General features: G+C 41.2%; 20 protein-coding genes. 8 read left to right on the forward strand and 12 right to left on the reverse strand.

The genetic code is table 11. From position 1 onward, the window contains the following. The first annotated feature begins 125 nt into the window (after positions 1–125). The 5 genes from V7K21_RS22565 (at position 126) to V7K21_RS22585 (ending at position 8,597) form a co-directional block, all read left to right on the forward strand. Positions 126–1,049, forward strand: a complete 924-nt coding sequence (locus V7K21_RS22565) for a DMT family transporter (RefSeq protein ID WP_335177430.1) — start codon at positions 126–128, stop codon at positions 1,047–1,049. A 430-nt stretch (positions 1,050–1,479) separates the two neighbouring features. Continuing rightward, positions 1,480–3,267: an alpha/beta hydrolase gene (locus V7K21_RS22570; protein WP_335177431.1), complete on the forward strand. Its 1,788-nt coding sequence runs from the start codon at positions 1,480–1,482 to the stop codon at positions 3,265–3,267. A gap of 498 nt (positions 3,268–3,765) precedes the next feature. Continuing rightward, positions 3,766–6,174, forward strand: coding sequence for a DUF4214 domain-containing protein (locus V7K21_RS22575; protein ID WP_335177432.1), 2,409 nt, complete (start codon positions 3,766–3,768; stop codon positions 6,172–6,174). A 491-nt stretch (positions 6,175–6,665) separates the two neighbouring features. Next, complete coding sequence (gene truB / locus V7K21_RS22580) at positions 6,666–7,550, forward strand: tRNA pseudouridine(55) synthase TruB (protein ID WP_335177433.1); 885 nt, start codon at positions 6,666–6,668, stop codon at positions 7,548–7,550. A 186-nt stretch (positions 7,551–7,736) separates the two neighbouring features. Then, positions 7,737–8,597, forward strand: coding sequence for an alpha/beta fold hydrolase (locus tag V7K21_RS22585; protein WP_335177434.1), 861 nt, complete (start codon positions 7,737–7,739; stop codon positions 8,595–8,597). 170 nt (positions 8,598–8,767) lie between these two features. On the opposite strand, the gene V7K21_RS22590 is transcribed toward V7K21_RS22585, so the two are convergent. The 4 genes from V7K21_RS22590 to V7K21_RS22605 form a co-directional block, all read right to left on the reverse strand. Next, on the reverse strand, positions 8,768–9,076 hold the full coding sequence (locus V7K21_RS22590; RefSeq protein ID WP_335177435.1) for a DUF1816 domain-containing protein: 309 nt from the start codon (positions 9,074–9,076) through the stop codon (positions 8,768–8,770). A gap of 87 nt (positions 9,077–9,163) precedes the next feature. Then, a complete protein-coding gene (gene rlmB, locus V7K21_RS22595) occupies positions 9,164–10,291 on the reverse strand; it encodes a 23S rRNA (guanosine(2251)-2'-O)-methyltransferase RlmB (RefSeq protein WP_335177436.1) in 1,128 nt (375 codons plus the stop codon). A 92-nt stretch (positions 10,292–10,383) separates the two neighbouring features. Further along, positions 10,384–10,863, reverse strand: a complete 480-nt coding sequence (locus V7K21_RS22600; protein WP_335177437.1) for a Mini-ribonuclease 3 — start codon at positions 10,861–10,863, stop codon at positions 10,384–10,386. A gap of 573 nt (positions 10,864–11,436) precedes the next feature. After that, positions 11,437–11,808 (reverse strand): STAS domain-containing protein, encoded by a 372-nt coding sequence (locus tag V7K21_RS22605; RefSeq protein WP_273769590.1) that lies wholly within the window; start codon positions 11,806–11,808, stop codon positions 11,437–11,439. Between the two features lie 37 nt (positions 11,809–11,845). On the opposite strand from V7K21_RS22605, the gene V7K21_RS22610 reads away from it, so the two are divergent. Further along, entirely contained in the window at positions 11,846–11,998 is a 153-nt protein-coding gene (locus V7K21_RS22610; protein ID WP_335177438.1) for a hypothetical protein, read from the forward strand. Between the two features lie 52 nt (positions 11,999–12,050). Here V7K21_RS22610 and carA read toward each other — a convergent pair whose 3' ends face one another. Beyond that, positions 12,051–13,217: a glutamine-hydrolyzing carbamoyl-phosphate synthase small subunit gene (carA, locus tag V7K21_RS22615; RefSeq protein WP_335177439.1), complete on the reverse strand. Its 1,167-nt coding sequence runs from the start codon at positions 13,215–13,217 to the stop codon at positions 12,051–12,053. Positions 13,218–13,534: 317 nt separating this feature from the next. Here carA and V7K21_RS22620 point away from each other — a divergent pair, with 317 nt between their 5' ends. After that, positions 13,535–14,584: a retropepsin-like aspartic protease family protein gene (locus tag V7K21_RS22620; protein ID WP_335177440.1), complete on the forward strand. Its 1,050-nt coding sequence runs from the start codon at positions 13,535–13,537 to the stop codon at positions 14,582–14,584. Here the strand turns inward: V7K21_RS22620 and trpD are convergent. From trpD to V7K21_RS22635, 3 genes are all read right to left on the reverse strand, one after another. Next, entirely contained in the window at positions 14,514–15,605 is a 1,092-nt protein-coding gene (gene trpD / locus V7K21_RS22625) for an anthranilate phosphoribosyltransferase (protein ID WP_335177441.1), read from the reverse strand. The genes V7K21_RS22620 and trpD overlap by 71 nt on opposite strands. Before the next feature lie 82 nt (positions 15,606–15,687). Next, positions 15,688–16,575 carry a DNA adenine methylase gene (locus tag V7K21_RS22630; protein ID WP_335177442.1) on the reverse strand — a complete coding sequence of 296 codons (888 nt, stop codon included), beginning with the start codon at positions 16,573–16,575 and terminating at the stop codon, positions 15,688–15,690. Positions 16,576–16,593: 18 nt separating this feature from the next. Continuing rightward, entirely contained in the window at positions 16,594–17,019 is a 426-nt protein-coding gene (locus tag V7K21_RS22635; protein ID WP_335177443.1) for a hypothetical protein, read from the reverse strand. Between the two features lie 415 nt (positions 17,020–17,434). Between V7K21_RS22635 and V7K21_RS22640 the strand changes: the two genes are divergently transcribed. Continuing rightward, positions 17,435–18,304 carry an Rpn family recombination-promoting nuclease/putative transposase gene (locus V7K21_RS22640; RefSeq protein WP_335177444.1) on the forward strand — a complete coding sequence of 290 codons (870 nt, stop codon included), beginning with the start codon at positions 17,435–17,437 and terminating at the stop codon, positions 18,302–18,304. A 14-nt stretch (positions 18,305–18,318) separates the two neighbouring features. Here the strand turns inward: V7K21_RS22640 and V7K21_RS22645 are convergent, their stop codons facing one another. The 4 genes from V7K21_RS22645 to V7K21_RS22660 all read right to left on the reverse strand — a co-directional run bounded on the left by V7K21_RS22645 (position 18,319) and on the right by V7K21_RS22660 (position 22,527). Next, on the reverse strand, positions 18,319–19,110 hold the full coding sequence (locus V7K21_RS22645; RefSeq protein WP_335177445.1) for an ABC transporter ATP-binding protein: 792 nt from the start codon (positions 19,108–19,110) through the stop codon (positions 18,319–18,321). Between the two features lie 23 nt (positions 19,111–19,133). Further along, the gene (locus V7K21_RS22650) at positions 19,134–20,057 is read right to left on the reverse strand and encodes a branched-chain amino acid ABC transporter permease (RefSeq protein ID WP_335177446.1); all 924 of its coding nucleotides are present in this window, start codon (positions 20,055–20,057) and stop codon (positions 19,134–19,136) included. A gap of 255 nt (positions 20,058–20,312) precedes the next feature. Beyond that, on the reverse strand, positions 20,313–21,263 hold the full coding sequence (locus V7K21_RS22655) for a branched-chain amino acid ABC transporter permease (protein ID WP_335177447.1): 951 nt from the start codon (positions 21,261–21,263) through the stop codon (positions 20,313–20,315). Between the two features lie 7 nt (positions 21,264–21,270). Next, a complete protein-coding gene (locus tag V7K21_RS22660) occupies positions 21,271–22,527 on the reverse strand; it encodes an ABC transporter substrate-binding protein (RefSeq protein ID WP_335177448.1) in 1,257 nt (418 codons plus the stop codon). Between the last annotated feature and the right edge of the window lie 398 nt (positions 22,528–22,925).

Consider the following 22,925-nt stretch of genomic DNA (forward strand, 5'->3'; position numbering starts at 1 on the left):
TCTATTTTAATTTAGATTAGCTAAGCTGCTAATATCCTTTTTCCACAAGAGTTTGATAAAATATAGCTATGCAAAATAGATGTGTTTTAGCTTGTTATTAGCCCTACTTTGAGTAGGATATTTGAATGTCACTACATCAAAGTTCTGGTCGGTGGCGCTTAGGGCTAGCGTTATCACTATTGACGGTCTTATTGTGGGGAATTTTACCTATTGCTCTGACGGTAACTTTACAAGTGCTTGATGTATATACCGTCATTTGGTTTCGCTTTTTGGTATCTTTTTTTCTACTTGCTGTGTATTTAGGAATACGCGGTAAATTACCAAAGTTAGAACAATTGTTTTTTGCTTCTAGGAAATTATTAGCGATCGCTACAATCTTTTTAGGGATTAATTACTTTTTCTTCATGCAAGGTTTAGCACTAACATCGCCTGCTAACGCTGAAGTTCTCATTCAATTATCTACCCTTTTATTAGGTTTAGGAGGGTTAGTAATTTTTAAAGAACGTTATCGACTGTATCAATGGATTGGTATAAGTGTACTAACTTGCGGTTACCTTTTATTTTTTGGTGAACAACTAAGGAATTTAATTACAACGCATGGTACATATATACTAGGTAGTGTTTTGATTGTGCTAGGAGCCGCAGCATGGGCTATTTATGCTTTGGCACAAAAGCAGTTATTACAATCTTTATCTTCTTCTAGTATCATGCTGATTATTTACGGGGGCTGTGCCTTATTATTCACTCCTCTAGCCAGAGTAAAATCGCTTTTTATACTTGATACTTTACACTTAGGAATGTTGCTTTTTTGTGCTTTGAATACTTTAATCGCTTACAGTGCTTTTGCCGAATCATTAGAACATTGGGAAGCATCACGAGTGAGCGCAGTATTAGCTTTAGCTCCCATTGTGACATTAATATCAGTCGGAGTTGTATCAGTTATTGCACCTTATTCGATACCAGCAGAACACTTCACTTTCATCGCAATATTAGGAGCGGCTTTAGTAGTCACAGGCTCAATAGCGATCGCTTTGGTAAAAACTGATTAAGAGAAAGGATTTTCCGGATTTTTACTGGGTTTTTTATTTAGTGAATTCGTGCCATATTCAAAGCTACAACATAAATACTGAGGCAGAAGATTTTTTATTTGTTATGATTTGATGGTGAAGGCAAACTACTGGAGTCAGCCTCTTGTAAGATGGATATTTTACTCAACTGTGTGACTCCGTAGTATCTTATTTTTGACTTTATAGCCAAGATAAAAATTCTGAAATAAGAATTCAGAAATCAGAATTTAGGAGTCAGATAAAGCTTTTTCTATTCGCCAGTCATCCACAATTCATTCTGAATTATAACGACTGACTCCTAAATTCTGTTTTGATAAAATTGAGGCTAATAATTTAAGTTAACCAAGCAGGGTGTCCGAATAACTACCAAAGCCAACACCGAATAAAACCAGACTACCGAAACAGTTGAGCGATGAATAGTTTGTTTGGTAATTGGGCCAGCACCCTGAGAAAAAATTTCCTGTTGCTGGTTCTTTCAATGATGCTGCCAACGTTTGGAATTAGTAATTCTGTCTTGGCAGCAGAGCGGATTTATGCATCTTATTCAGCTTTAGAGCTTTCTATTTCAGTCACTACTTTAGAAAACTACGCCAAAACAGGTGTAATTGACGACGATTTGGCAGCATATCAGCAATATCTGCCTCTTCAACAGCTTCAAGAATTGCGGCAGATTTTACTTAATCGTGTGAAAGTTAGTCCGGTAGTACTTTCGCAATTTCTCTACACACCGCAAGGAGAATTTTTGCTGCATCGGTTGGCGCAAGTGATTAAAACCAAATCTCCTCAACCAGAACCAGAATTTCATACTTTGCGTTCGGCGGTAATTTTAGCCTCTGCTGAATCAGGAGGCTTGACACTTTTGAATGTGTTGCGTAAATATCCCACCAACAGCATTAACCTTGATGTAGTGCAGACTTTGGAAATAGCTACAGAATTGGAGAAACTTGTTGATAAAACCCATCGAGCGATCGCAGCAGTTTCCCAAGAGTCTAAGATTGAAGCTGCTTCCATAAAACAACCAATTTTCTCGCAATTGTCTGATTTACAGGTTCCGGGAAAGTTTAAATCACAAAAATATACCCTGAAGTTTTTCGACTCAACCCGCAATCGGCCTTTATTAACTGATGTTTATATTCCCAATGTCCAGAATCCTGCACCCATAATTGTAATTTCTCACGGCTTGGGTTTAGACAGCAGCAACTTTCAATATTTAGCCACTCACCTAGCTTCCTACGGATTTGCCGTTGCCGTTCCCAATCATCCTGGTAGTGATGCTAAACAATTACATTCTCTGTTGAATGGACGCGCCAATGATGTAGCAGAACCCAGTGAATTTAAAGACCGACCTTTGGATGTAACATATATATTGAATCAATTGGAAAAAGGTAACCAATCTGATTCACGATTTAAAGGTCGGTTAAATCTGCAACAAGTTGGAGTATTTGGTCAATCTTTGGGAGGCTACACAGCCTTGGCCCTAGCAGGCGCTAAAATCAACTTTGAGCAGCTAAAACAAGACTGTCAACCAGCAGCACTGCAAAATACCTGGAATATGTCTTTACTGCTCCAATGTCGTGCTTTAGAATTGAACATCAACAAATCTGCTAAGGATTATAACCTGCGGGATGAGAGAGTAAAAGCTGCGATCGCAGTTAATCCCATTACTAGTTCTATTTTCGGCAAAGCTGGCTTAAGTCAAATTAAAACTCCAGTGATGATTGTCAGTAGTAGTGATGATACAGTTGCACCAGCTTTATCCGAACAAATTCTACCTTTCTCCTGGTTCACTAATTCACAAAAGTATCTCGTCATGCTTGTAGGTGGCACCCACTTTTCCACCATTGGCAATGGTAACCCTGCAAATCAACAAGTAGCATTACCTGCGGATATGATTGGTGATGCTTCCCAAGCGCGTCGTTACATGAATGTTTTAAGTTTACCTTTCTTCCAAACCTATGTTTCAGGAAGGTCACAATACACCCCCTACCTTAATGCCGCCTACACTCAAAGCATTTCTAGTAAATCTCTTGGGTTGAGTCTCGTCCAGTCGCTGAGTAAAACCGAATTAGCACAAGCACTTGGTAGCGATCGCCCCAAAGCTCAATACTTTCAAAAAAAAGCCTCTAACTCTATACTCAACTTTGGATTTTGGATGTTGGATGTCGGCGTTGCAATGCTGCATGTGATGATTTTTATTTAATAATTACATTTAAAAATTTCAGTCTGTCCCTCTCCAAGCCGGAGAGGGACAGGTTTTGCGTAGTCAAACTAAGGAGAGGTCTTTTTATTAGCTTAATTAGGGGGCTGCTTCCACTGTGATCAGAGGCGGAGAATGTAAATATCTATTCGATTGGTTTCACGTCACAATGCAGATAAGCAAGTAGGCGTGAATAATTAAATTAGCCTGATTCTTATAGTTGTTTTAGCTCTGGCAGTTTTTCCATTCCTTCAGCTAATCTTTATCTCTGCCTCTTATCAAAGGGGTTGAGCAATTACTAAAATCAACCTTTTAAACTACTTAATTGTATAAAATCAACCGTTTAACTACTTAATTATATAAGAGTGTTCTCAAAACAGTTCAGTATAAACACTGGATGATTTTATGCTTGAGTTTGCGAAACTATCGACTAGTGATTCAAAAAGTGAACCAGCTAAAACCAAAAATAATCTTTACGTTAATAAAGAGTGAAATAGAACTATGACTACAGCAGACAGGAATTCAATTACCAAGCTTTATGTGACCTACTTCAATCGTGCCCCTGATCTCTTTGGTCTTAATTATTGGGTAGGGCAAGGCCAACAAGGCGTATCTCTTGAAAGTATCGCTACTAGTTTTGGTACTGCACAAGAGTCCAAAGATAAATATGCTTACTTGGCCTTGCCTAATATCTCCGATCCCACTGCATTTGTCAACTCAATCTACCGCAATGCTTTCGGTCGGTCGGCAGAGCAGACAGGATTGGACTATTGGGTTAATGTGTTGAAAACTCAAGGATCGAATCAAGCTTCGACCTTTATCCTCACATTAATTCAAAGTGCTAGCGGTTCAGACATAACAGCTTTGCAAAATAGGGCTGACGTTGCCACGCGGTTTACCAATGGACTGCTGAATAATAATATTATCTCACCACCTTCGCAGGCATTTCCAGATTCAACAACTATTCTCAATACGATTACCTCTGACCCTGCATCAGTTACAGCAGGTAATACGGCGGTTGATACAAAGATCACTGGTTACACATCAGCAGCGACAGTCGGTATAAACAGTGTTCTGACAACCTCGCAATTTGACAACTTAATAGGTACAGCGAATAATGACACGTTCGCAGGCGCTAACACTGGTACATCAACAACAGATCAAGTCCAAGCCACTGACAAGATAGATGGTGGTGCAGGCACTGATACCTTCCAATACTTAAATGCTTATGGTACTGCTGCTGTCCCAACTCTATCAAATGTTGAAAAAGTAGAACTTGTAAATCCTACTACTGGTGCCACAATTGACTTCACTGGCAAAACTACAGGTCTTCAACAAGTCACTATTAAAGGTCTATCTAGTACCTTAGCCGCTTTTACTGCCAAGGGACTTAGTGGTATTACCTTTGGTGTTGAAGGTGCCCCCCTTACCGCCGGTGCCACCCCTACCACAACTATCACGTCGCTTACGGCTGATTTTGGTTCTACGACCACCAGTGCAAACTTGTCCATCAAGGATGCCACAGTCACTACGGCTGATTTAAGCACAGGCAGTATCAATGCTGCACTCACTACCCTTAACATTGCCGCTGATGGTTTAGGGAATAATTCTATTAAGACATTAACACTACCAACGGCTACGACATCCCTGAAAATTACTGGTGCTGGCACACTAGATTTAGGTGCTACTACCCCGACGACAGTATCAACGATTGATGCCAGCGCAAACACAGGCGGTGTTAAGGTGGCAGTTGGTGTCGTGAATGCTACCTTCACAGGCGGTAGCGGAAATGATACTTTAAGCTCTGCATTAACCAACTTCGACGCCAGCGATAAGCTTGACGGTGGTGCAGGCACAACGGATACATTAATACTTACGGGTTTGACTGCTGAACCCACTGCCACCCAATATACAGCTATCAACGCTGTCAAAAATTTTGAAGTACTGAACTTATCAGGTACTGGTATAACAGTCGATGGCAGTAAAATTACTGCTTTTTCAAACGATATATTGACACTAACGTCAGCAGGTAGTATCTCAGTTACTGGGGCGACTGCAAGCAATACCTTTACCTTGGCAGGTACTGGCTCTAGTGTAGCAGGTTCTTCAGCTAGTACATTCGCTCTCACCGGGACTGGTGCTGCTAATATCGCGCTTCAAGATACTGCGACAATCAACGCTTTAAACTTAACTGGTGTTACCACCCTCAACATTGCATCTAAGAAGAAGGATGCTACAACTGCTAGTAATTCGATCACACTAGGCAGTGGTCTAGGCACTGCTAGTACTAGTACTGTGGCGATTAAAGTGACGGGTGACAGCGCCCTCACAATTACACCGCCCAACACCAATGTAAACATTGACGCTACTGGTTTCCAAGGAGCTTTAACCGCTACTGGTGGTGGTAGTGGTGGTAGTAACGTATTAATAGGTGGTAATGGTAATGACCTCTTAACAGGTGGTGGTAGTGGTACTACTAGTAGATTAGTAGGTGGTCTTGGTAAAGACGTATTAACAGGTGGTGCTGGTACTGACACCTTTGTCTTCTCGATCGCAGGTTCCAATGCAGGAAGCTTTACAGGGGGTACTACCGATACCTATGATACCGTTAATTCTTTCCTGCAAGGAACAGATAAAATCGAACTTAGTGGAAGCGTATTCAATAGCGGTAGTTTGACTAGTCAGTCGGCGGTACAAGCAGCCGTCGCTAGTGCAAACAGCTTGAGCACCGCACTTGCAAGTGCTGCTACGGCAATCGGCGCTAGCAAGTTTGGTGCTTTCACATATAGTAGTGATACCTATATCTTGGGTAATGATGCCACTGTAGGTACTCTGAATCAAAGTGATCTACTGGTTAAACTCGCTGGCGTTACTCCGACGCTGGCTGCTGCGGACTTTACATTCTCCTAATCATCGCTCTTATTTGAAAAAAGAAAGGACTGATCTATTATGGTTAGTCCTTTTTTTGGGTTCCTATACTAATACCATTTTACTTTTTTGATGATAGAGCAATCCTATTTTGATTTGCTCTCCACCGAAAGGCTCAGATTCTAAACTTATTGAAGAAGTCGGGGATCTTTTTGTTCATAAACCACATCTATTTTGAGAACCATAGTTTTTAAAAGTAATGGGAGCATCTTGCTCCCATATTGTAGTAGTGGGCAAGATGCCCGCACTACTCCAGGTTTCAAAATGGACAAGGTTTAACTTGTTTAGGATAGGACTTACGCACGCACTGTACAAATTCATCGTCATGCAGCGTCGGCGGTGAGAGCATATCTTCAGCCTGGTTTATGCGTATAAATTAATGCTTTATGAAGTTTTAACTGCTGAATATTGATGTTATGAGCATTATATTGATGAGTATTTTATAGAATTTAGAAGCTGTAACTATTGCTTTTGTGTTATTTCAAGGTTTTCTAAACTTAAACAAACCATTTGACTGGACTTCCCACGACTGCGTAGCGCGGGTGCGAAAATTGTTGCGCCTCAAACGTGTGGGACATGCGGGAACCTTAGATCCAGCAGCTACCGGAGTATTACCGATCGCCCTTGGTAAAGCCACAAGATTATTACAATATCTACCAGACAATAAAGCTTACAAAGCCACCGTTCGGCTGGGTGTGCGTACTACAACCGATGATTTACAAGGTGAAATCATCACTTCTCAACCTTGTGCTGGATTGAGTTTGGCAGAGGTGAAAACTGCACTGGCACAATTTGAAGGTAAGATTGAGCAAATACCACCTATTTACAGTGCAATCCAAGTGGATGGTAAACGTCTCTACGACTTAGCACGCCAAGGTAAAACGGTGGAAGTCCCAGTGCGAACAGTGGAAGTTTTTCAGATAGATATTTTGGACTGGAGAGAAGGAGATTTTCCCGAATTGGATGTGGCGATCGCCTGTGGTTCTGGTACATATATTAGAGCGATCGCTCGTGACTTAGGTGCAATTTTAGAAACTGGTGGCACTCTTGCGGCTTTGATCCGCACCCAAAGCAGTGGTTTCGATTTAACAGATAGTCTCACTTTCACAGATTTAGAAACTAAACTACAAGCCCAGACATTTCAACCTTTTGTACCTGATGCCGCCTTGAAACATTTGTCATCTGTGACTTTACCAACAACATCTGCTCAAAAATGGTGTCAAGGTCAGCGAATTTCTCTAACTTTCGATGTTTCTGGAATAGTGAGAGTTTATGATCAAGAGACTCGCTTTTTAGGTATTGGGCAATTACAAGACGAAGTATTGATTCCTCAAATGGTTTTTGAACCTATTTCTTGAAAGTGTAGTGAATAAATTACCCTAATTTAAAATTGATCATATTCTCAATTAACCTTGGTATAGTGAAAATAACTTTGAAGAAATTGTAACCGAACTCAGAGAAATCAGATCGGAAATTAAAGGGTTGAGAACTGAAAGTCAACGCATTCTAGAACATTTATTTGGTAGACAGGAGGACAGGGAGTAATGAGCGATCGCCATACCACCACTGCTGCACGTCTTAATGTCTACATCCAAGGTCAAGGATTCCCCATTTTGGGCTTACACGGTCATCCTGGTTCTGGTCGTAGTCTATCTGTCTTTACCAATCATTTATCAAAACGCTATAAAACTTTTGCCCCTGATTTACGTGGATATGGCAAAAGTCGCTGCAATAGCAATTTTGATATGAATGACCATTTGACCGATTTAGAAGCGCTGCTAGACCGCTTTGAAATTGAAAAGTGCCTAGTATTAGGATGGTCACTTGGGGGCATTCTGGCAATGGAATTGGCATTACGTTTGCCAGAGCGCGTTACAGGGCTGATTTTGGTAGCGACAGCCGCAAAACCGCGTGGCAGTCATCCGACTATTACTTGGCAAGATAATTTATATACTGGTGTTGCTGCCCTAGTAAACTATATAAAACCGAGTTGGCAATGGAATATTGAAACTTTTGGCAAGCGATCGCTTTTCCGCTACCTAATCCAACAACATACATCTACCACTTACAAATACATCGCTACCGTTGCAGTACCAGCTTATTTGCAAACCTCTCCTGCTGCTACTCGCGCCCTTTATAGTGCAATTCAATCAGGATACAACCGACTTCTAGATTTGCAACAAATACAATGTCCTAGTTTAGTACTTGCTGGTGACCAAGACCGCCACATTACATCTGATTCCAGCTTAGAAACTGCTCAACACCTGCAAAATTCTCAGTGGCAGTGCTATCCCAACACCGCCCATCTTTTCCCGTGGGAAGTTCCTCAGCAGGTGCTGAATGACATTGACCATTGGCTCGAAGTTCATCCGCAGGTAATTGGTATTGATACTGCCCACATCTAAAGTACGGGGGATTCTTGAACAGTTAATATAGACTCTAAAACGTGTGTACCAACCGCCCCGTCAATAGTCAAAAGTCCAAGGGTTTTTGACTATTGAAGAAATAATTCGTAATTAAAACTCGAAATTACGAATTACGAATTACAAACTACGAATTGTGTTGATTCTCTGGCCTAACTTAAAATTTGACCGCCAAAGGCAGGCTGTACTTTGCGGTCAATCTTTTCCCCCAAGTCGTCAGCGATTGTTAAAGTATTGGGTTTGCAGCGCTTGACATTCACAGCAATTCCCTGCGCTCCTTCTACTTCCAAATCTTCTATATATCCAGTACTTGACAATTTTGCTTCAGAAGAACTCAGAAATGGGCCGAAGTAGTACGTGCAGCGGGGATTCTGCGTTCCAATCTCTACCCACCAAGCCAAGCCGAGGTAGTCGAATGTGTTAATCAACACTTCTTTGAGGTTATGCCAAATAGTTTTCATGATTTTCGCCGATTTATAAACGTGCTACAGGGTATTAAACGATATGTTACTTGATTAGCTTTTACATTTCTTTATACTCTTTTACTATTATTTTTTCAAAGAAAATTTTTGTAATTTATCTAAGTGCAGCGTGTTTAGCGATCGCTGCCGATAAATTTCATAAAGCGCCATACCCGCTGCTACGGAAGCATTGAGGCTAGAAGTCTTACCCTGTAGAGGAATCGATACTAAAAAATCACAGGAGCGTTGAGTTAACATACTCAGACCTTCGCCTTCTGAGCCGATTACCAAAACGATTGGGCCAGTGAAATTGACTGTATGCACGGGTTCGCTCCCACTTGCAGCAGTGCCATAAATCCAAAAGCCAGCTTCTTTTAATTCTTCTAAGGCGCGGCTGAGGTTGACAACTCTAGCTACAGCAAAATTTTCTAAAGCACCTGCTGCCACTTTCATGACAGTGGAAGTGATCCCAGATGCCCTTCTCTGGGGAATCACCAATCCTTGAGCGCCTATTGCTTCGGCGGTGCGAATAATTGCTCCCAAGTTGTGGGGATCAGTAATTCCATCAGCCACCACAATTACAGGATCGGTTACAGCTTTTGTCTGTTCAATTAGATCCGGTAATTCGATGTAGGCGTAGGGAGCAATTTGTGCCGCTACACCTTGATGATTAGCCCCGTTGGTGAGATGGTCTAAGCGCTTGGGTTCAACCTCATCAATAACTGTGCCATTTTCCTTCGCTTGCAAGAGAAAATGGTGATAGCTGGGATCGTAGCGCAGACGGGTAGTAATCCAGATCCGGTTGAGATTGCGCTGATTTTGCAATGCACTCAATACTGGATGACGACCGTAGATGAGATCGCTATCTTCTTCTGTCGGTGTAGATACAGACGCCTGGGAGAAGTTGCTATTTCGTTGTCGGGAGTTGCCAGAAACGGGGTTGTTATCTATTTTCCTGGGATTGCGAGTGGGATCAGCAACAGAAACGGGGTTGTTATCTATTTTCCTGGGATTGCGAGTAGGATCAGCAACAGAAATGGGCTTACTATCTATTTTTCTGGGATTGCGAGTGGGATCAGCAACAGAAATGGGGTTGCTATCTATTTTTCTGGGATTACGAGTGGGATTAGTAATAACACGCTTACCCTGAATTTTTACGGGTTGTCCACGGTTTGGTTCGCTAGAAGTCTTGACTTTTCTTGGTTTATTCTGCATTTGAGTTATGGATATAGCGTATAGTTGATCATCCCGATTACCTCAATTTCTTGAGCCTAATCTACTGCTGTGGCTACTGTGAAATTTAGTTTTCACTCTTTTTCTACATGAAGTATTTGCAACAGTTCGGTTAGACGCTGGTAATCGGTGAGATATAAGTAGCCGATTAAGGTTTCTAGACTAGTTGCCTGTTGATAAATTTCGGGATTAAGTCGCTTTGGGCGTCCTGTAGCGGCGTTTCTACCCCGTCGAACAATTTCTAATTCAGTGTCTCTTAGATGAGGAATCAGCGATCGCAAATGTAGCGCTTGTGTTTCCGCTCTTACCTGCTCCACTACCAGACTATGGTAAATTCCTGACCGCTGCAATGGCAGCAGGTATAACATCCTAACATACAACTCATAAATTGCATCCCCCAAATATGCTAAAGCAGTAGGAGAAATTTGTTGCACTTGTGAAAGGGAAATCTGTTGGAATAGCCCTGTGGTTGCCAAGAGTGCTTCAGTCCAAGATAAACTCTGTTTGGGAGTTTCATCTTGTCCATCTAATAGCTCTTCCTCCTGTGACTTCACAAATAAATCATTCCTTGACAGGCTACATTTGGCAGGCATTCTTCGCAAAGACTGATTTTTCTGAAGTATGCCATGATAGTATACTTAGCATAATCAATACTATCAGAATTACTTCCTAATTTCATCTTTTTGTTTGAGAGTTGGCATTTTAAATCACCCCAATGTCAACGCCTATAAACCAAATTTCGCTTACTTCTTGTGGTTTATGCCTAAGATAGAGTAAAATTTGGACATCAAATTCACCCTTTTACTTGATCACATTGCCAGGCTTACTTAGTAAGCGACAATTTCTAACTATACAGTATCAAGTCAAGTTTACATATAGACAAATGGCTAGCTTTGTATTTGCTAAAACTTTTTCAGATTTGATTGTTTATCCGAATATTCTAGCCAACGATTACATATCCTATGTCTGTGTGTCTATATCTTTAGTTATTACTCAACTTTAAGCATAATAACTTAACTGGCTTTGTGCCTCCCCCACAAGGAGAGAGGTTTTCTGCCAGAAGTTTTAAAAATTAAGCTATCCAATGTTGAATGTGGATAGCTGAATTGATCTCTCGGTTCAAGCAATTAAGATTGCTTAACGTTTTCTAGAGCGTCTTCAACTGATTTTTGCAGGGAGAGAAACTTCTCTAGGCGAACAAGCTTGACCGTTTGAGTTACGCGAGCATTCGTGACAATTTGCAAAGTGCCTTCAGCAGTTTGAGCCTGCTTGGCTAGCTGCACCAAAGCACCCAAACCAGAGCTATCAATAAAGTCGATTTGTGAGAGATCCAAAATAATGTGCTTAGGACCCTCGTCAATCTTGCTGCCAAGTACTTTGCGAAATGTTGGTTCAGAAAAGGCATCTAACAAACCTGTGAGGCGGAATAGCTGGCAGTTATCCCGGACTTCACGAGTGCCCCTCAGGCTAACGGTTAGATTCAGTGGTTCAGCAATAATTCCCTCCTCATGAGTTAAAGTGAACGCTCAAGTATAGATGGTTTTTGAGCAAGTTGTCTACAATCTTCTGGGGCATTGGGCACTTGTACTGAGCATCTCGGCTTCTCTACGAGACGCTACGCGAACGCTCGATGGAGCCGAAGCCGTTGGCGCAGCCCCTCGTAGAGAAGTATTGGGTATTAGGCATTGAAAAATTATTTTCTAGTCCCTATGCCCCATGTTCCATGCCGCATTCTTTATTTTTACCTCACCTCAGCTGCCACGGCTTGACGTGCTGTTCGCATGACTTGAACAAATTGCTCAAACAAGTAATCAGCATCGTGAGGGCCAGGACTGGCTTCTGGGTGATACTGTACGGAGAATACAGGTAGAGATTTATGACGTACCCCGGCAATGGTGCGATCATTTAAGTTCAGGTGGCTGATTTCCACAACTGCCGTAGGTAAAGAATCTGGGTCAATAGCAAAACTGTGGTTTTGGCTGGTAATTTCTACCCGTTGTTGTAAGCCCGCAGGCTGATTTAAACCACGGTGACCAAATTTGAGTTTATATGTTTCTGCCCCTAGTGCATGACCTAAAATTTGGTGTCCCATACAAATCCCAAAGATGGGTTTTTGACTTAACAGGAGGGCTTTGGCAGTAGCAATCCCTTCGGTGACAGCAGCAGGGTCGCCAGGCCCATTAGAAAGAAACACACCATCTGGATTGTAGTTGAGGATTTCCTCTGGTGGCGTATCAGCAGGCACAACAATCACCCGACAACCGTAACTTACTAAGCGACGCAAAATATTGCGTTTTACGCCAAAGTCAAGAGCAACAACAGTAAAGCGTTCCCCAAGATTTTCCGCAGCCTCAGAGTTGAATTCCCAAGCTGGAATTGTGGGATCTGACCATTCATAAGCCGTTGGGGTGGTGACTTCACGAACCAGATTCAATCCCGCCATCTTAGGAACTGCCTGTACCTGCTCTAGCAATTCCCCCTCATCAAGAATGGCTGTGGAAATACCACCGTTCATTGCTCCAAACATCCGAATTTTGCGGGTGAGGGCGCGGGTATCGATGCCGTATATCCCTGGTACTTGATTTTGTTTAAGGTAGTCAGGTAAGGATTGTGTTGATCGCCAGTTACTTGGTCGGTGACAAATATTGCGCGCGATCGCACCCCGCACTTGGGGGCCATCTGATTCCTCATCTTCAGGATTGACGCCAGTATTCCCTAATTCAGGATAGGTAAAAATGACAATCTGACCGCAATAACTAGGGTCAGTCAGTACTTCTTGGTAGCCAGTCATGCCAGTGTTGAACACCACTTCTCCGATCGCGGTTCCCATAGCACCGAAAGACCAACCGCGATAAGTGGTTCCATCTGCCAGGACAAGTAAAGCTGGTATTGCGTCAGTCAGGGGCATAGGCGATAAATTATGGATTGGGCATGGGGGAGCCACTGCGTGTCCGGGTTCCCCGGCTTATACCCCTACGGGTATCTTGCTACTCGCAGCGTCTCTCTTAGGAGAAGCAAGTGGCGGCATTGGGCATGGGGCATGGGGCATTAATCAATTGTCCCCCCTGCTCTTTCATCTCTCTCATGCCTCATTTACCAATACTGTGATTGTTAATTATCCCATGAGTTGAGCAATTGGGAGTTTTTAGAATAGTTAATTAAAATTAAAAGGGAATTAAAGTAGCTGGAGTGGATTTGGCAAAGCTTGGGCAGTTAAAATTAATTATGCTTCAGTCCTTTTTATCCCGTGCAACCCTAATTTTTCTTTCAAGCGCTCTAGCGGTTTTGTGTGTTGCCTGTAGTGAAGACAAAGGGAACATTGTGACTAGTGGCAATGAGCAACCCTCGCCAATTGGGGATCTGCCATTAATACAGCCTGCCGTCGAACCAGCAACACCAACAGCTACCCCAGAAGCACAGCCGCTACAGCCGTCTGAAACTGAACCAAGTCTTTTTGAGATGGGGCTAGACAAAGCCGTTGGCGCTTGGAGTATCAGCCAATCTGCTCAATCCCCAGGTGATTGGATTTTGGTGGCTAATCAGTACCAGGATGCGATCGCGCTGATGCAAAGAGTGCGGCGACAAAGCCCAGAATTTGCGATCGCTCAAACCAAGATTACTGAATATCGACGCCAAATCAAATATGCCAAACAGCAAGCTAATCCCCGCCCTGTGCGCGTTGCCGAACCGAAGAGGATAGTAGTTCTTGTTCCCCACACCGCAACCACACCAAAGTATACCTCACCTCTATCGCCTCTACAAGAAACTAAACCGTTACCACCAGAGCCACGTTTACCCTCATCAGTAGTGCTGATTCCAGATGAAGCAGTATTTACAGCCCCGATTAAAAGGCGAATTGGTGGAACGCCAATTGTCGAAGTCACCTTCAATGGCCAGCGACAATTTGAGATGATTGTAGATACAGGAGCCAGTGGCACTGTGATCACCCAAGAGATGGCCGATGCTTTGGGTATAGTCCCAGTAGGGAGAGCTAAGGCAAATACCGCTAGTTCTAGATCTGTAGAATTTCCTGTGGGCTATGTTAATTCGATGGCAGTTGGCGGGGTAATTGTGAATAAAGTAGCAGTAGCGATCGCAGGGGCAGAACTAGAAACTGGACTTCTAGGACATGACTTTTTTGGCAACTACGATGTTACCATCAAACGTAATGTAGTAGAATTTCGCCCGCAATTGCGATCGCAAATCAATTCCCCAGAAACTCAACTAACTGCTCCAACTTCGTCCAAGCTGCCCCGCTTTGTAGGATATCCTTAGCGATTTTAATCCCCTCGGCATGATCCAGTAATGTGATCGCACCCGCTACTTGCAGCGCCAAAGACGTATTTAAGGCAACTGCGTCCTGTTGCGCCTGAGTTCCCTTACCTTGGAGTACCGCCTTGAGAATCACCGCATTCTCTTGGACATCCCCACCCCGAAGCATACCTATGGCAGCAGGCGTTAAATCCAAATCCAGGGGATTAATGGTAGTTACCTGCACTTCTCCATCTGATAACACCGCCAAGTCAGTTTCATCTCCTAACCCAGCCTCATCGAGTTTTTCTCGCCCGTGCAGCACAATCGCCTTTTCCTTGCCCAAATTGTTTAAGGCTTGAGCAACAGTTGCCAAAAGTTTGGGAGTAAATAAGCCCACTACCTGCCCAGTTGGACGTAAGGGATTTACTAACGGCCCAAGCAAATTAAAAACTGTTCGCACCCTGAGAGTCCGCCGTAATGAGGCAACCGCCTTGAGGGCTGGATGCCAACCAGGGGCAAACAAGAAAGTGATCCCCACCTCTTGTAGTGCAGCTTGTACCTTTTCACTAGAGGCACTCAAGTTTACACCCAAGGCTTCCAAGACATCAGCACTCCCCGTGAGACTTGAAGCTGAACGATTGCCGTGTTTAGCGACGGGTACGCCATAGGCAGCAGCAACAAAAGCAACCGCTGTGGAAATATTAAAGGTTGATGAACCATCTCCACCAGTGCCACAGGTATCTATTACAGTAGTGTTAGCGGATAGCTGTTGTTTAGCCTGTGGTAAGTGCTGAGTATTGAGTGGGGAACACTGAGATTGTAATACTTCAGCCATGCCGGTCAACTCGTCGGCAGAAATGCCTCTAAAGTTCAGCGCTGTTAAAATAGCCCCTGATAACTCTGGGGGAACCGCTTCACTCAGCCAACCTTGCATCAATTCAGCAGCTTGAGTACGCGACAAGGATTGGCCATCTATTAATTGTTGCAGCAGGACATGCCAGCTAACAGAGGATTCTTGAACAGGGATTGGGGAATTTGTCATAGCTAAGGTTTGTGGTGTTGTAGGTGTAGCTACGTTGAAGGGTATGGGAGGTATCCTAGCGGAAAATTGGGAGTTATCAAAGTTAGAGTGAAATATCAAGGCTCAACTGCAAAGCTGGATTAACAAGCTTCTGATTTTTTGCTTTGTTATCCAAATAAAGTTTAATTTCGTAATTAGTAATGAATAACTCTTTTCCTTTAGCTGCACCACTTTGCTTATAGTTATTCATCCCATACTGCAATTCCCATGCTGAGATATTAGCCCATTGAAAATTCTCTCTAATTTGCGGTGAGTCGTCGTAGGTAATTAGCCAGCGATGATGGCATTGTTCCAAAATTTCAGCAAATCTCTGATGCTCAAAAGAGGTGTGTAAGTTACCATTTTTACCATATAGCTTTGATTTAGTAGCACTAAAATATGGTGGATCTAAAAATAAAAATACATCTTCTCCTTCTGCTTTTAATAGATGGCTATAATCTAAATTAGTAATCTTGACATTTTCGGACAGAATATCTTTTAACTTTTCTAGTCGTTCTATTGAAGAATCAGTAAATCTTTTATGAAAAGCTTCTTGGGAAAAGCCACCTGATTCTACAGTTCCTGAAAAAGTAATTCTATTAAGGATGAAAAACCGAACTGCTCTTTCTAAATCAGATAAATTATTGACATCTACACTAGTTAATTCTGTAAAAAGTAATTTACCATCTGTATATTTAACTTTAATATATCGAATTTCTTTAACTAACTGAGTTATATCAGATTGGGCAAATTTCCAGAATAAGAAGAGTTCACGGTTTAAATCATTAATCCAAATCTTGGTATGAGGAAACTTTTGCCTTAAATAAATAAATATAGAACCACCACCCACAAAAGGCTCTCGAAATTCAGAAAAGCTCTCAGGCAAGTATTCAATTATTTCTTTTATTGCTTTCGACTTACCACCAGGATATCGCAGAGGACTTTTGATCATAACCAAAAATTACAAGGTTTAAAAATTACTGGATACTTCTATTTTAAATTTCTGATTATTTTGAGCTTCTAAAGCCAATTTGTTGATAAGTATTTTTTGATTAGCATTAAAATTTTTAATATTAACTTTTAAAAAATATTCTAGTTCTTCTAGTGATGCATCTGGAAAGACAATAGAACCAACAACATTATTACCTGTCAGCTTAAGTTTTGTAATAAATAATACTTTCTGACCGTTTAATATTAAAGAATCTAAATTAGAAAATAAAATCAGCTTGAATAAACCATCTTGAATATCAAGGAGCTTTGGTAAAGATATTGTTGAAGTATTTTTTGACTCTTGTATAATATAAATGTTGTTCTCAAATATTATCTCATCAGGAGTCAAATAATAAATTCCGCCAAGATAGTTTTCAATACTAAAAGTTGCTTTTAACCCATCCACTAAATATTCTAGCTTATGATAAGTCAGCGCTTCTCTCTTACTAGCACTCTGAGAGCCTTTAAGAGAAATATTTTTAAATTCCTCAAACTCTTCTCTGATTTTATATAAATATTTATCTAATCCTTCTCGTGAGTGAATTATTACTTCAGTTTGATGAGAAATAGAATCATAATAATTTAGAGCTTTTTCAATAGTTTGTGTAAATCTTTCTTCAAATAAATTATTGTTCCAATGTAGTGCGCTTTGGCGATATGCTAATATTTCATAGCTGGCGATCGCAAAACCCCATCACTAGCTGTTACCAACATTGCGGACGAATAAAGCAGCTAAAAGCTTACTTGATAAATAATCTTTAGATGTAATGTCACACTTCAAGTTACGATAAATCTCACTTCTTGAGAGCATCTACACCCCGATGGCAAAACCTGCCGATGTCAGTACCAAAAAATTAATCAGTCTCGCACCCGACAACTGGGTAAGATGGGTAACCCAGATTCCAAATCTCGTTGCTGGGGAAATTCTCACCAGTGAATTTCAGTGGATTAGCCGAGAAAGTGATGTATTAATCCGTGTCACAAGTCCCCAGCACGGAGAATTTCTGCTTCTCAATGAGTTGCAATTACGCTATCAATCCAAAATGCCACGTCGGATGCGTGCATACGCTGCACTTGCAGAAGAAAAATATAACTTACCAACATACCCCGTTCTCATCAACATTCTTAAAACCAGTAACAATGAAATACCCACAAGCTTTACATCAAATATTGCTGGATTACGGGCAATACAAGATTATCGGGTGATTAACTTGTGGGAAGTCGATGTCAACATTGCTTTTGAACAACCTTTACTTTCCTTACTGCCGTTTGTACCCATTCTTAAAGGTGGTGAAAATGAATCTACTATTAGAGAAGCATTGCAAATCCTCCGTGCAGATGAACAACTAAACCAACTCGAAACAGTCTTGGCTTTTTTTGCTACGTTTGTTTTAGAGAATGCCCTAATTCAAGAAATCATGAGGTGGGATATGACTGTATTACGTGAGTCACCTTGGTATCAGGAAATTTTACGCGAAGGAGAAGCACGCGGGGAAGCACGCGGAGAAGCACGCGGGGAACTGCGAGGAATACTTTCTAGTATTGAAATTAATTTAGAGTTGAAATTCGGTGATAACGGGTTACAGTTAATGCCACAAATCAACCAAATTAATGATATAGAGCGTTTAAAGACAATTTTACGGAACGTTGTAACTGCAAATAGTATTGAGGAATTGCAACAGGTTTTGTAATTTGAAACAGATAGTCATTCATTGCCTAAATAAGCCTCAATCACCGCCGGATTATTTCTGACTAAAGATGGTTCACCCAAAGCAATTAATTGGCCGAAATCTAATACCGCAATGCGATCGCACAAACCCATAACCAAAGGTACATGGTGTTCAATCAGGATGATCGTCAAATTGAAGCGATCGCGCAGGCTACGGATAAATGCACTGAGTTGCTGTTTTTCGTTGGGGTTCATCCCCGCCGCAGGTTCATCGAGAAGTAAGATTTGCGGTTTTAATGCTAAAGCACGGGCAATTTCTAAGCGACGCTGATCACCGTAAGCAAAGTTTTTAGCTTTTTCGTCAGCGCGATCGCTCAATCCCACCAAATCCAAGAAATCTAAAGCTTTCTGCTTAGTTTTAAGTTCTTCACTAGGCGCTGGCGGTAATCCTAAAACTCCTGCAATCATATTACTTTTAGTGTGTAAATGCCGAGCAATTATCACATTCTCTAACGCCGATAATTCCCCAAACAAGCGGATATTTTGGAAGGTACGGGCGATACCTAAAGCAGCAATTTGATGAGGACGCAGTTGGGAAATTTCTCCACCTTGATAAATTAATTGACCGCTAGAAGGTGGAATTAAAGCGGTAATCAAATTAAACAGTGTTGTTTTGCCCGCACCATTAGGGCCAATCAGTCCAAAAATCTCATGTTTATTTACACTAAAAGATACATTATTAACTGCTACTAAACCACCAAAGCGGCGAGTCAATGCTCTTGCTTCTAAGACAATACTACTGTTAGCGACTGGAGTACTATGTGACATTTTTGCATATTATTATGAATATTTCACTTTAGGATTTTGCGTCTTTGGAAAAAATCTGGAGTAATTAGCCCTTGGGGGAAAAATATTGTACCTATTACTATTAGTAAGCCAAAAATAATTAATCTCCCATCGCGCAAAAATTGTGCTAACCAATTAGGTAAACCACCAGTATCAGCTAGGCTTCGCAGAATCTCTGGTAAGGCTGTAAATACTATACCTCCGACTACCGGCCCTAAAAAAGTTCTCGAACCACCAATCAAAACAAAAGTTAAATATATAATACTGGCATCAAAAGTACCTTGACGAGCATTCCAAGTATTCAGGAAGTGGGCGCTAATTGCACCTACAACCCCTGCAAGCATAGCCCCTAGTGTAAATGCCAAAACTTTGTAATAAGTGGGATTGATTCCCATTGCACCCGCTGCTAATTCATCTTCACGGATAGCTATAAATGCCCTTCCTACTCGGATGCGTTCTAAACGGTAAAGTAACACCATACTAATTAATAGTAAGGGCAAAACAATCCATAAATATTCAAGTTGTGTTTGGAAAGGTTGAGGAATGCCGAAAATACCGATAGCACCGCCTGTAATATCCAGATTGAGAGAGATGACGCGCAGAACTTCTACAAAAGCAATAGTAGCGATCGCTAAATAAATTCCTCGCAACCTCAACGCTGGAATTCCTACTAATACACCTAATAAACCAGAAATTACACCAGCAATTAACATCTCCAATAACAATAATGGAATGGGATATAAACTACTACTAGATGTCAAAACTTTTGTGGAGAGAATTGCTGCAATATACCCACCTAAAGCATAAAATCCTGGACTAGCTAAAGACAATTGCCCTGTCATTAGCGGTAAGTAAAGTGATAATCCTAGTAGTGCCCCCAATACCATAGAGACAATTAAAGAACCGTAAGTATTGAAAAAGTCAGCCATCTTAAAATATATTTATTAAACTTAATAAAACTATCATTTTCATCAACTCTAGCACTTCAAAATCAGTTGTAAAAATCTCTCTATTCTATTTCTCCGTGTACTCTGCGCCTCTGCGGTCAATACAGTTCAGTTAAGCATTTCTTTCTTCTCTTTGTGTCCTACCCTGCGATCAGCCACTTTGTGTCTATGTGTTCTTCTCTGCGAGACGCTGCGCGATTGTGGTAGCCTGCGGTTAGCCGATAACGCTACGTCTATTTAAACTTTTTGAATAAACCGCCGTCCTAGTAAACCTTGGGGTCTAACTAATAGCATGATAAACAAAATTCCAAAGGCTACTGCGTCTTTATATCCAGAGAATTCAGCAGGAACAAACGCCTCCACTAATCCAATTACCAAGCCTCCCAACACTGCACCAGGAATACTACCCAAACCACCTAAAACAATTATCGCTAAACCCCGCAAACCAAAAGCAATGCCGAAATATGGGCCAGCAATACTAACACTAGAGGCGACTAAAGTTCCTGCTAATCCTGCTAAAAAACTGCTGATGAAGAATGTTAGGATGATAAAGCGATCGCTATTAATTCCTAACAAACTAGCTGTAGTTGCATCTTCTGCGATCGCCTGCATTGCCTTCCCATATTTAGTTCGATTAATAAAATAGGTAAGAATTGCCACAATCACAACTGATACAGTAAAAATTAGCACCTGAACACTGCGAATAGGAATTGGGTTTTCTGAACTACCAAAGTTAATAGCAGGCGGCAAATTTCCGTAAGTATTTGCGGGGTATGTGTAACTTTCTGCGCCTACTAAATACTGGATTAAATTTACAATTACCACTGCTACCCCTAAACTGGAAACAACAGTTAGTAAAGGGTCAGATCCTCGACGGCGCAAAGGTTGAAAAGCAACACGTTCCATTACTACCCCTACCAATCCCGCCAAGGTACTTCCTAAAATTAAGGATATAGCAAATGGTAATTTTATCGGCAAGGCTGCATTAGCCAACAAGCCGTTAAATCCAAAGTTACCACCCATGAGTGCATAAGTGAAATATGCACCCAAGGTAAAAATCGCACCATGAGCTAAATTAATGATGCCCAAAATAGAATAAACTAAGGTATATCCTAAGGCAAAAATTGCATAGACACTGCCGATGGATAAACCATTTAATAATTGCTGTAAAAATAGATTGATATTCATGTAGCAACTATTTGAGGAATGTGAATTTACCTTGACTCCCGTCTTTTGCCATTTTTATTTGGGCGACATAAAAATCTTTTTGAACAACTTCACCTAGAGGAGTAAAACCAATTTCACCCAGTGGTGTATTGTATCTTCCAACAAGTATCTGCTTATTTAATTGCGTCCGCAATTCTGGTAGCTGTAATTTGTTAACTTTACTATTTTTATCTAAAGCTTGGAGTGCTTCGACATAAACTTGTACTGCTGCAAAAGCTTGAGCGCTAAATTGGGGTGGCTCTTTTTTATATTCGTCGGTATAGGCTTTATGAAATGCTGCGTTAATTTCACCTGGATGTTCTGGACTGTAGGCTTGAGCAATCAATACGCCATCACAAAGTGCCTTACAAACTGTCAATAGATTCGATGTGTTTAGACCATTTCCACCAACAATTAAGCCTTTATAACCCAGTTCCCGCAATTGTCGCACTAAATTACCACCATCAGCAGCCAAACCAGAAATAATGATTAAATCTGGTTTGAGATTAATTGCATTGGTAGCTTGGCTTTGAAAATCTGTATCACTGGTTTGGAACTTTTGGACTGTTACCAATTCTAGCCCTTGATCCTTAACTGTTTGCTGAAAAATTTCTGTTTCTGACTTGCTAAATGCATCATTTTGAGCATAGAAAACTGCGACTTTTTTCAGTTGGGGGTTCTGCTTAAGTGCAGCTTTCACCGAATTAGGCGCAACGATGGAAACTGGTGCAGAAACACGAGCAATGTAATCTCCAATTTCGGGAATGTTTTTAGCAGTATTCGATGGCCCAAGAATTGGTACTTTTGCCCGTTCGCCAATAGGATCAGCACTAAAAGCTTGCTGTGACAAAGTTGGTCCCACAATCCCAATAACTTTATCTTTATTAATTAAAGTTTGAAAAGCGTTAATTGCCCCTACTTCATCACCGCTAGTATCTTGAAACACTAATTTAATTGGAGTGCCATTAACACCACCTTTACTATTGAAATACTTCTCGGCAAGTTTGGCTCCAGCAACTTGCTCTTGACCTAGTAATGCTACATTGCTAGTTTGGGCAACGGCAATACCGATGGGAATAGCACTTGATAATGTACCTGTTGTCGCTGGGGTATTGGTTGCAGTGTTATTTGGGGTAACAGTACCAGAAATTGGAGAATTTGTCATTGTGGTAGTGCCACCACAGCCTGTTAGTAGCAAAGCGCAAGTTGATAATAATGCTGTTGTCCGAGCGATCGCGTTGTTCATCGTTAAATAATCATGTAGTTATTAGATATTCGGCAAAAGCTAATAGTAAATTTCATAATCTGCAAACAAAATGACGCAGATTCACACTTTTGCACGAATTCTATTAAATCATTCTTATTTGACCATGCAAAGGCAAATTTTCCAAGTGTTTGTCAATACAAATTATAATTAGCCGTGATTTTACCATTCCAGGTAAAACAAATTTTTACCTAAATTTTACTTTGGTAGAGTTTAATTCAACCAATGTTCATGCAACGGCTGATAATAGCAGTTCAATCGGACAAAGGTTCTGAGCTTTCACTGGATTATGTAAAGGTTTGTAACTAATTTCCATAGCTCTCAAACTGAAACTTAATGCAAAATAGGTGCGTAGTTTCATCGGACAATACCAGTTAAGC

The organism is Nostoc sp. (genome assembly GCF_036919595.1).
Taxonomy (GTDB): domain Bacteria; phylum Cyanobacteriota; class Cyanobacteriia; order Cyanobacteriales; family Nostocaceae; genus Nostoc.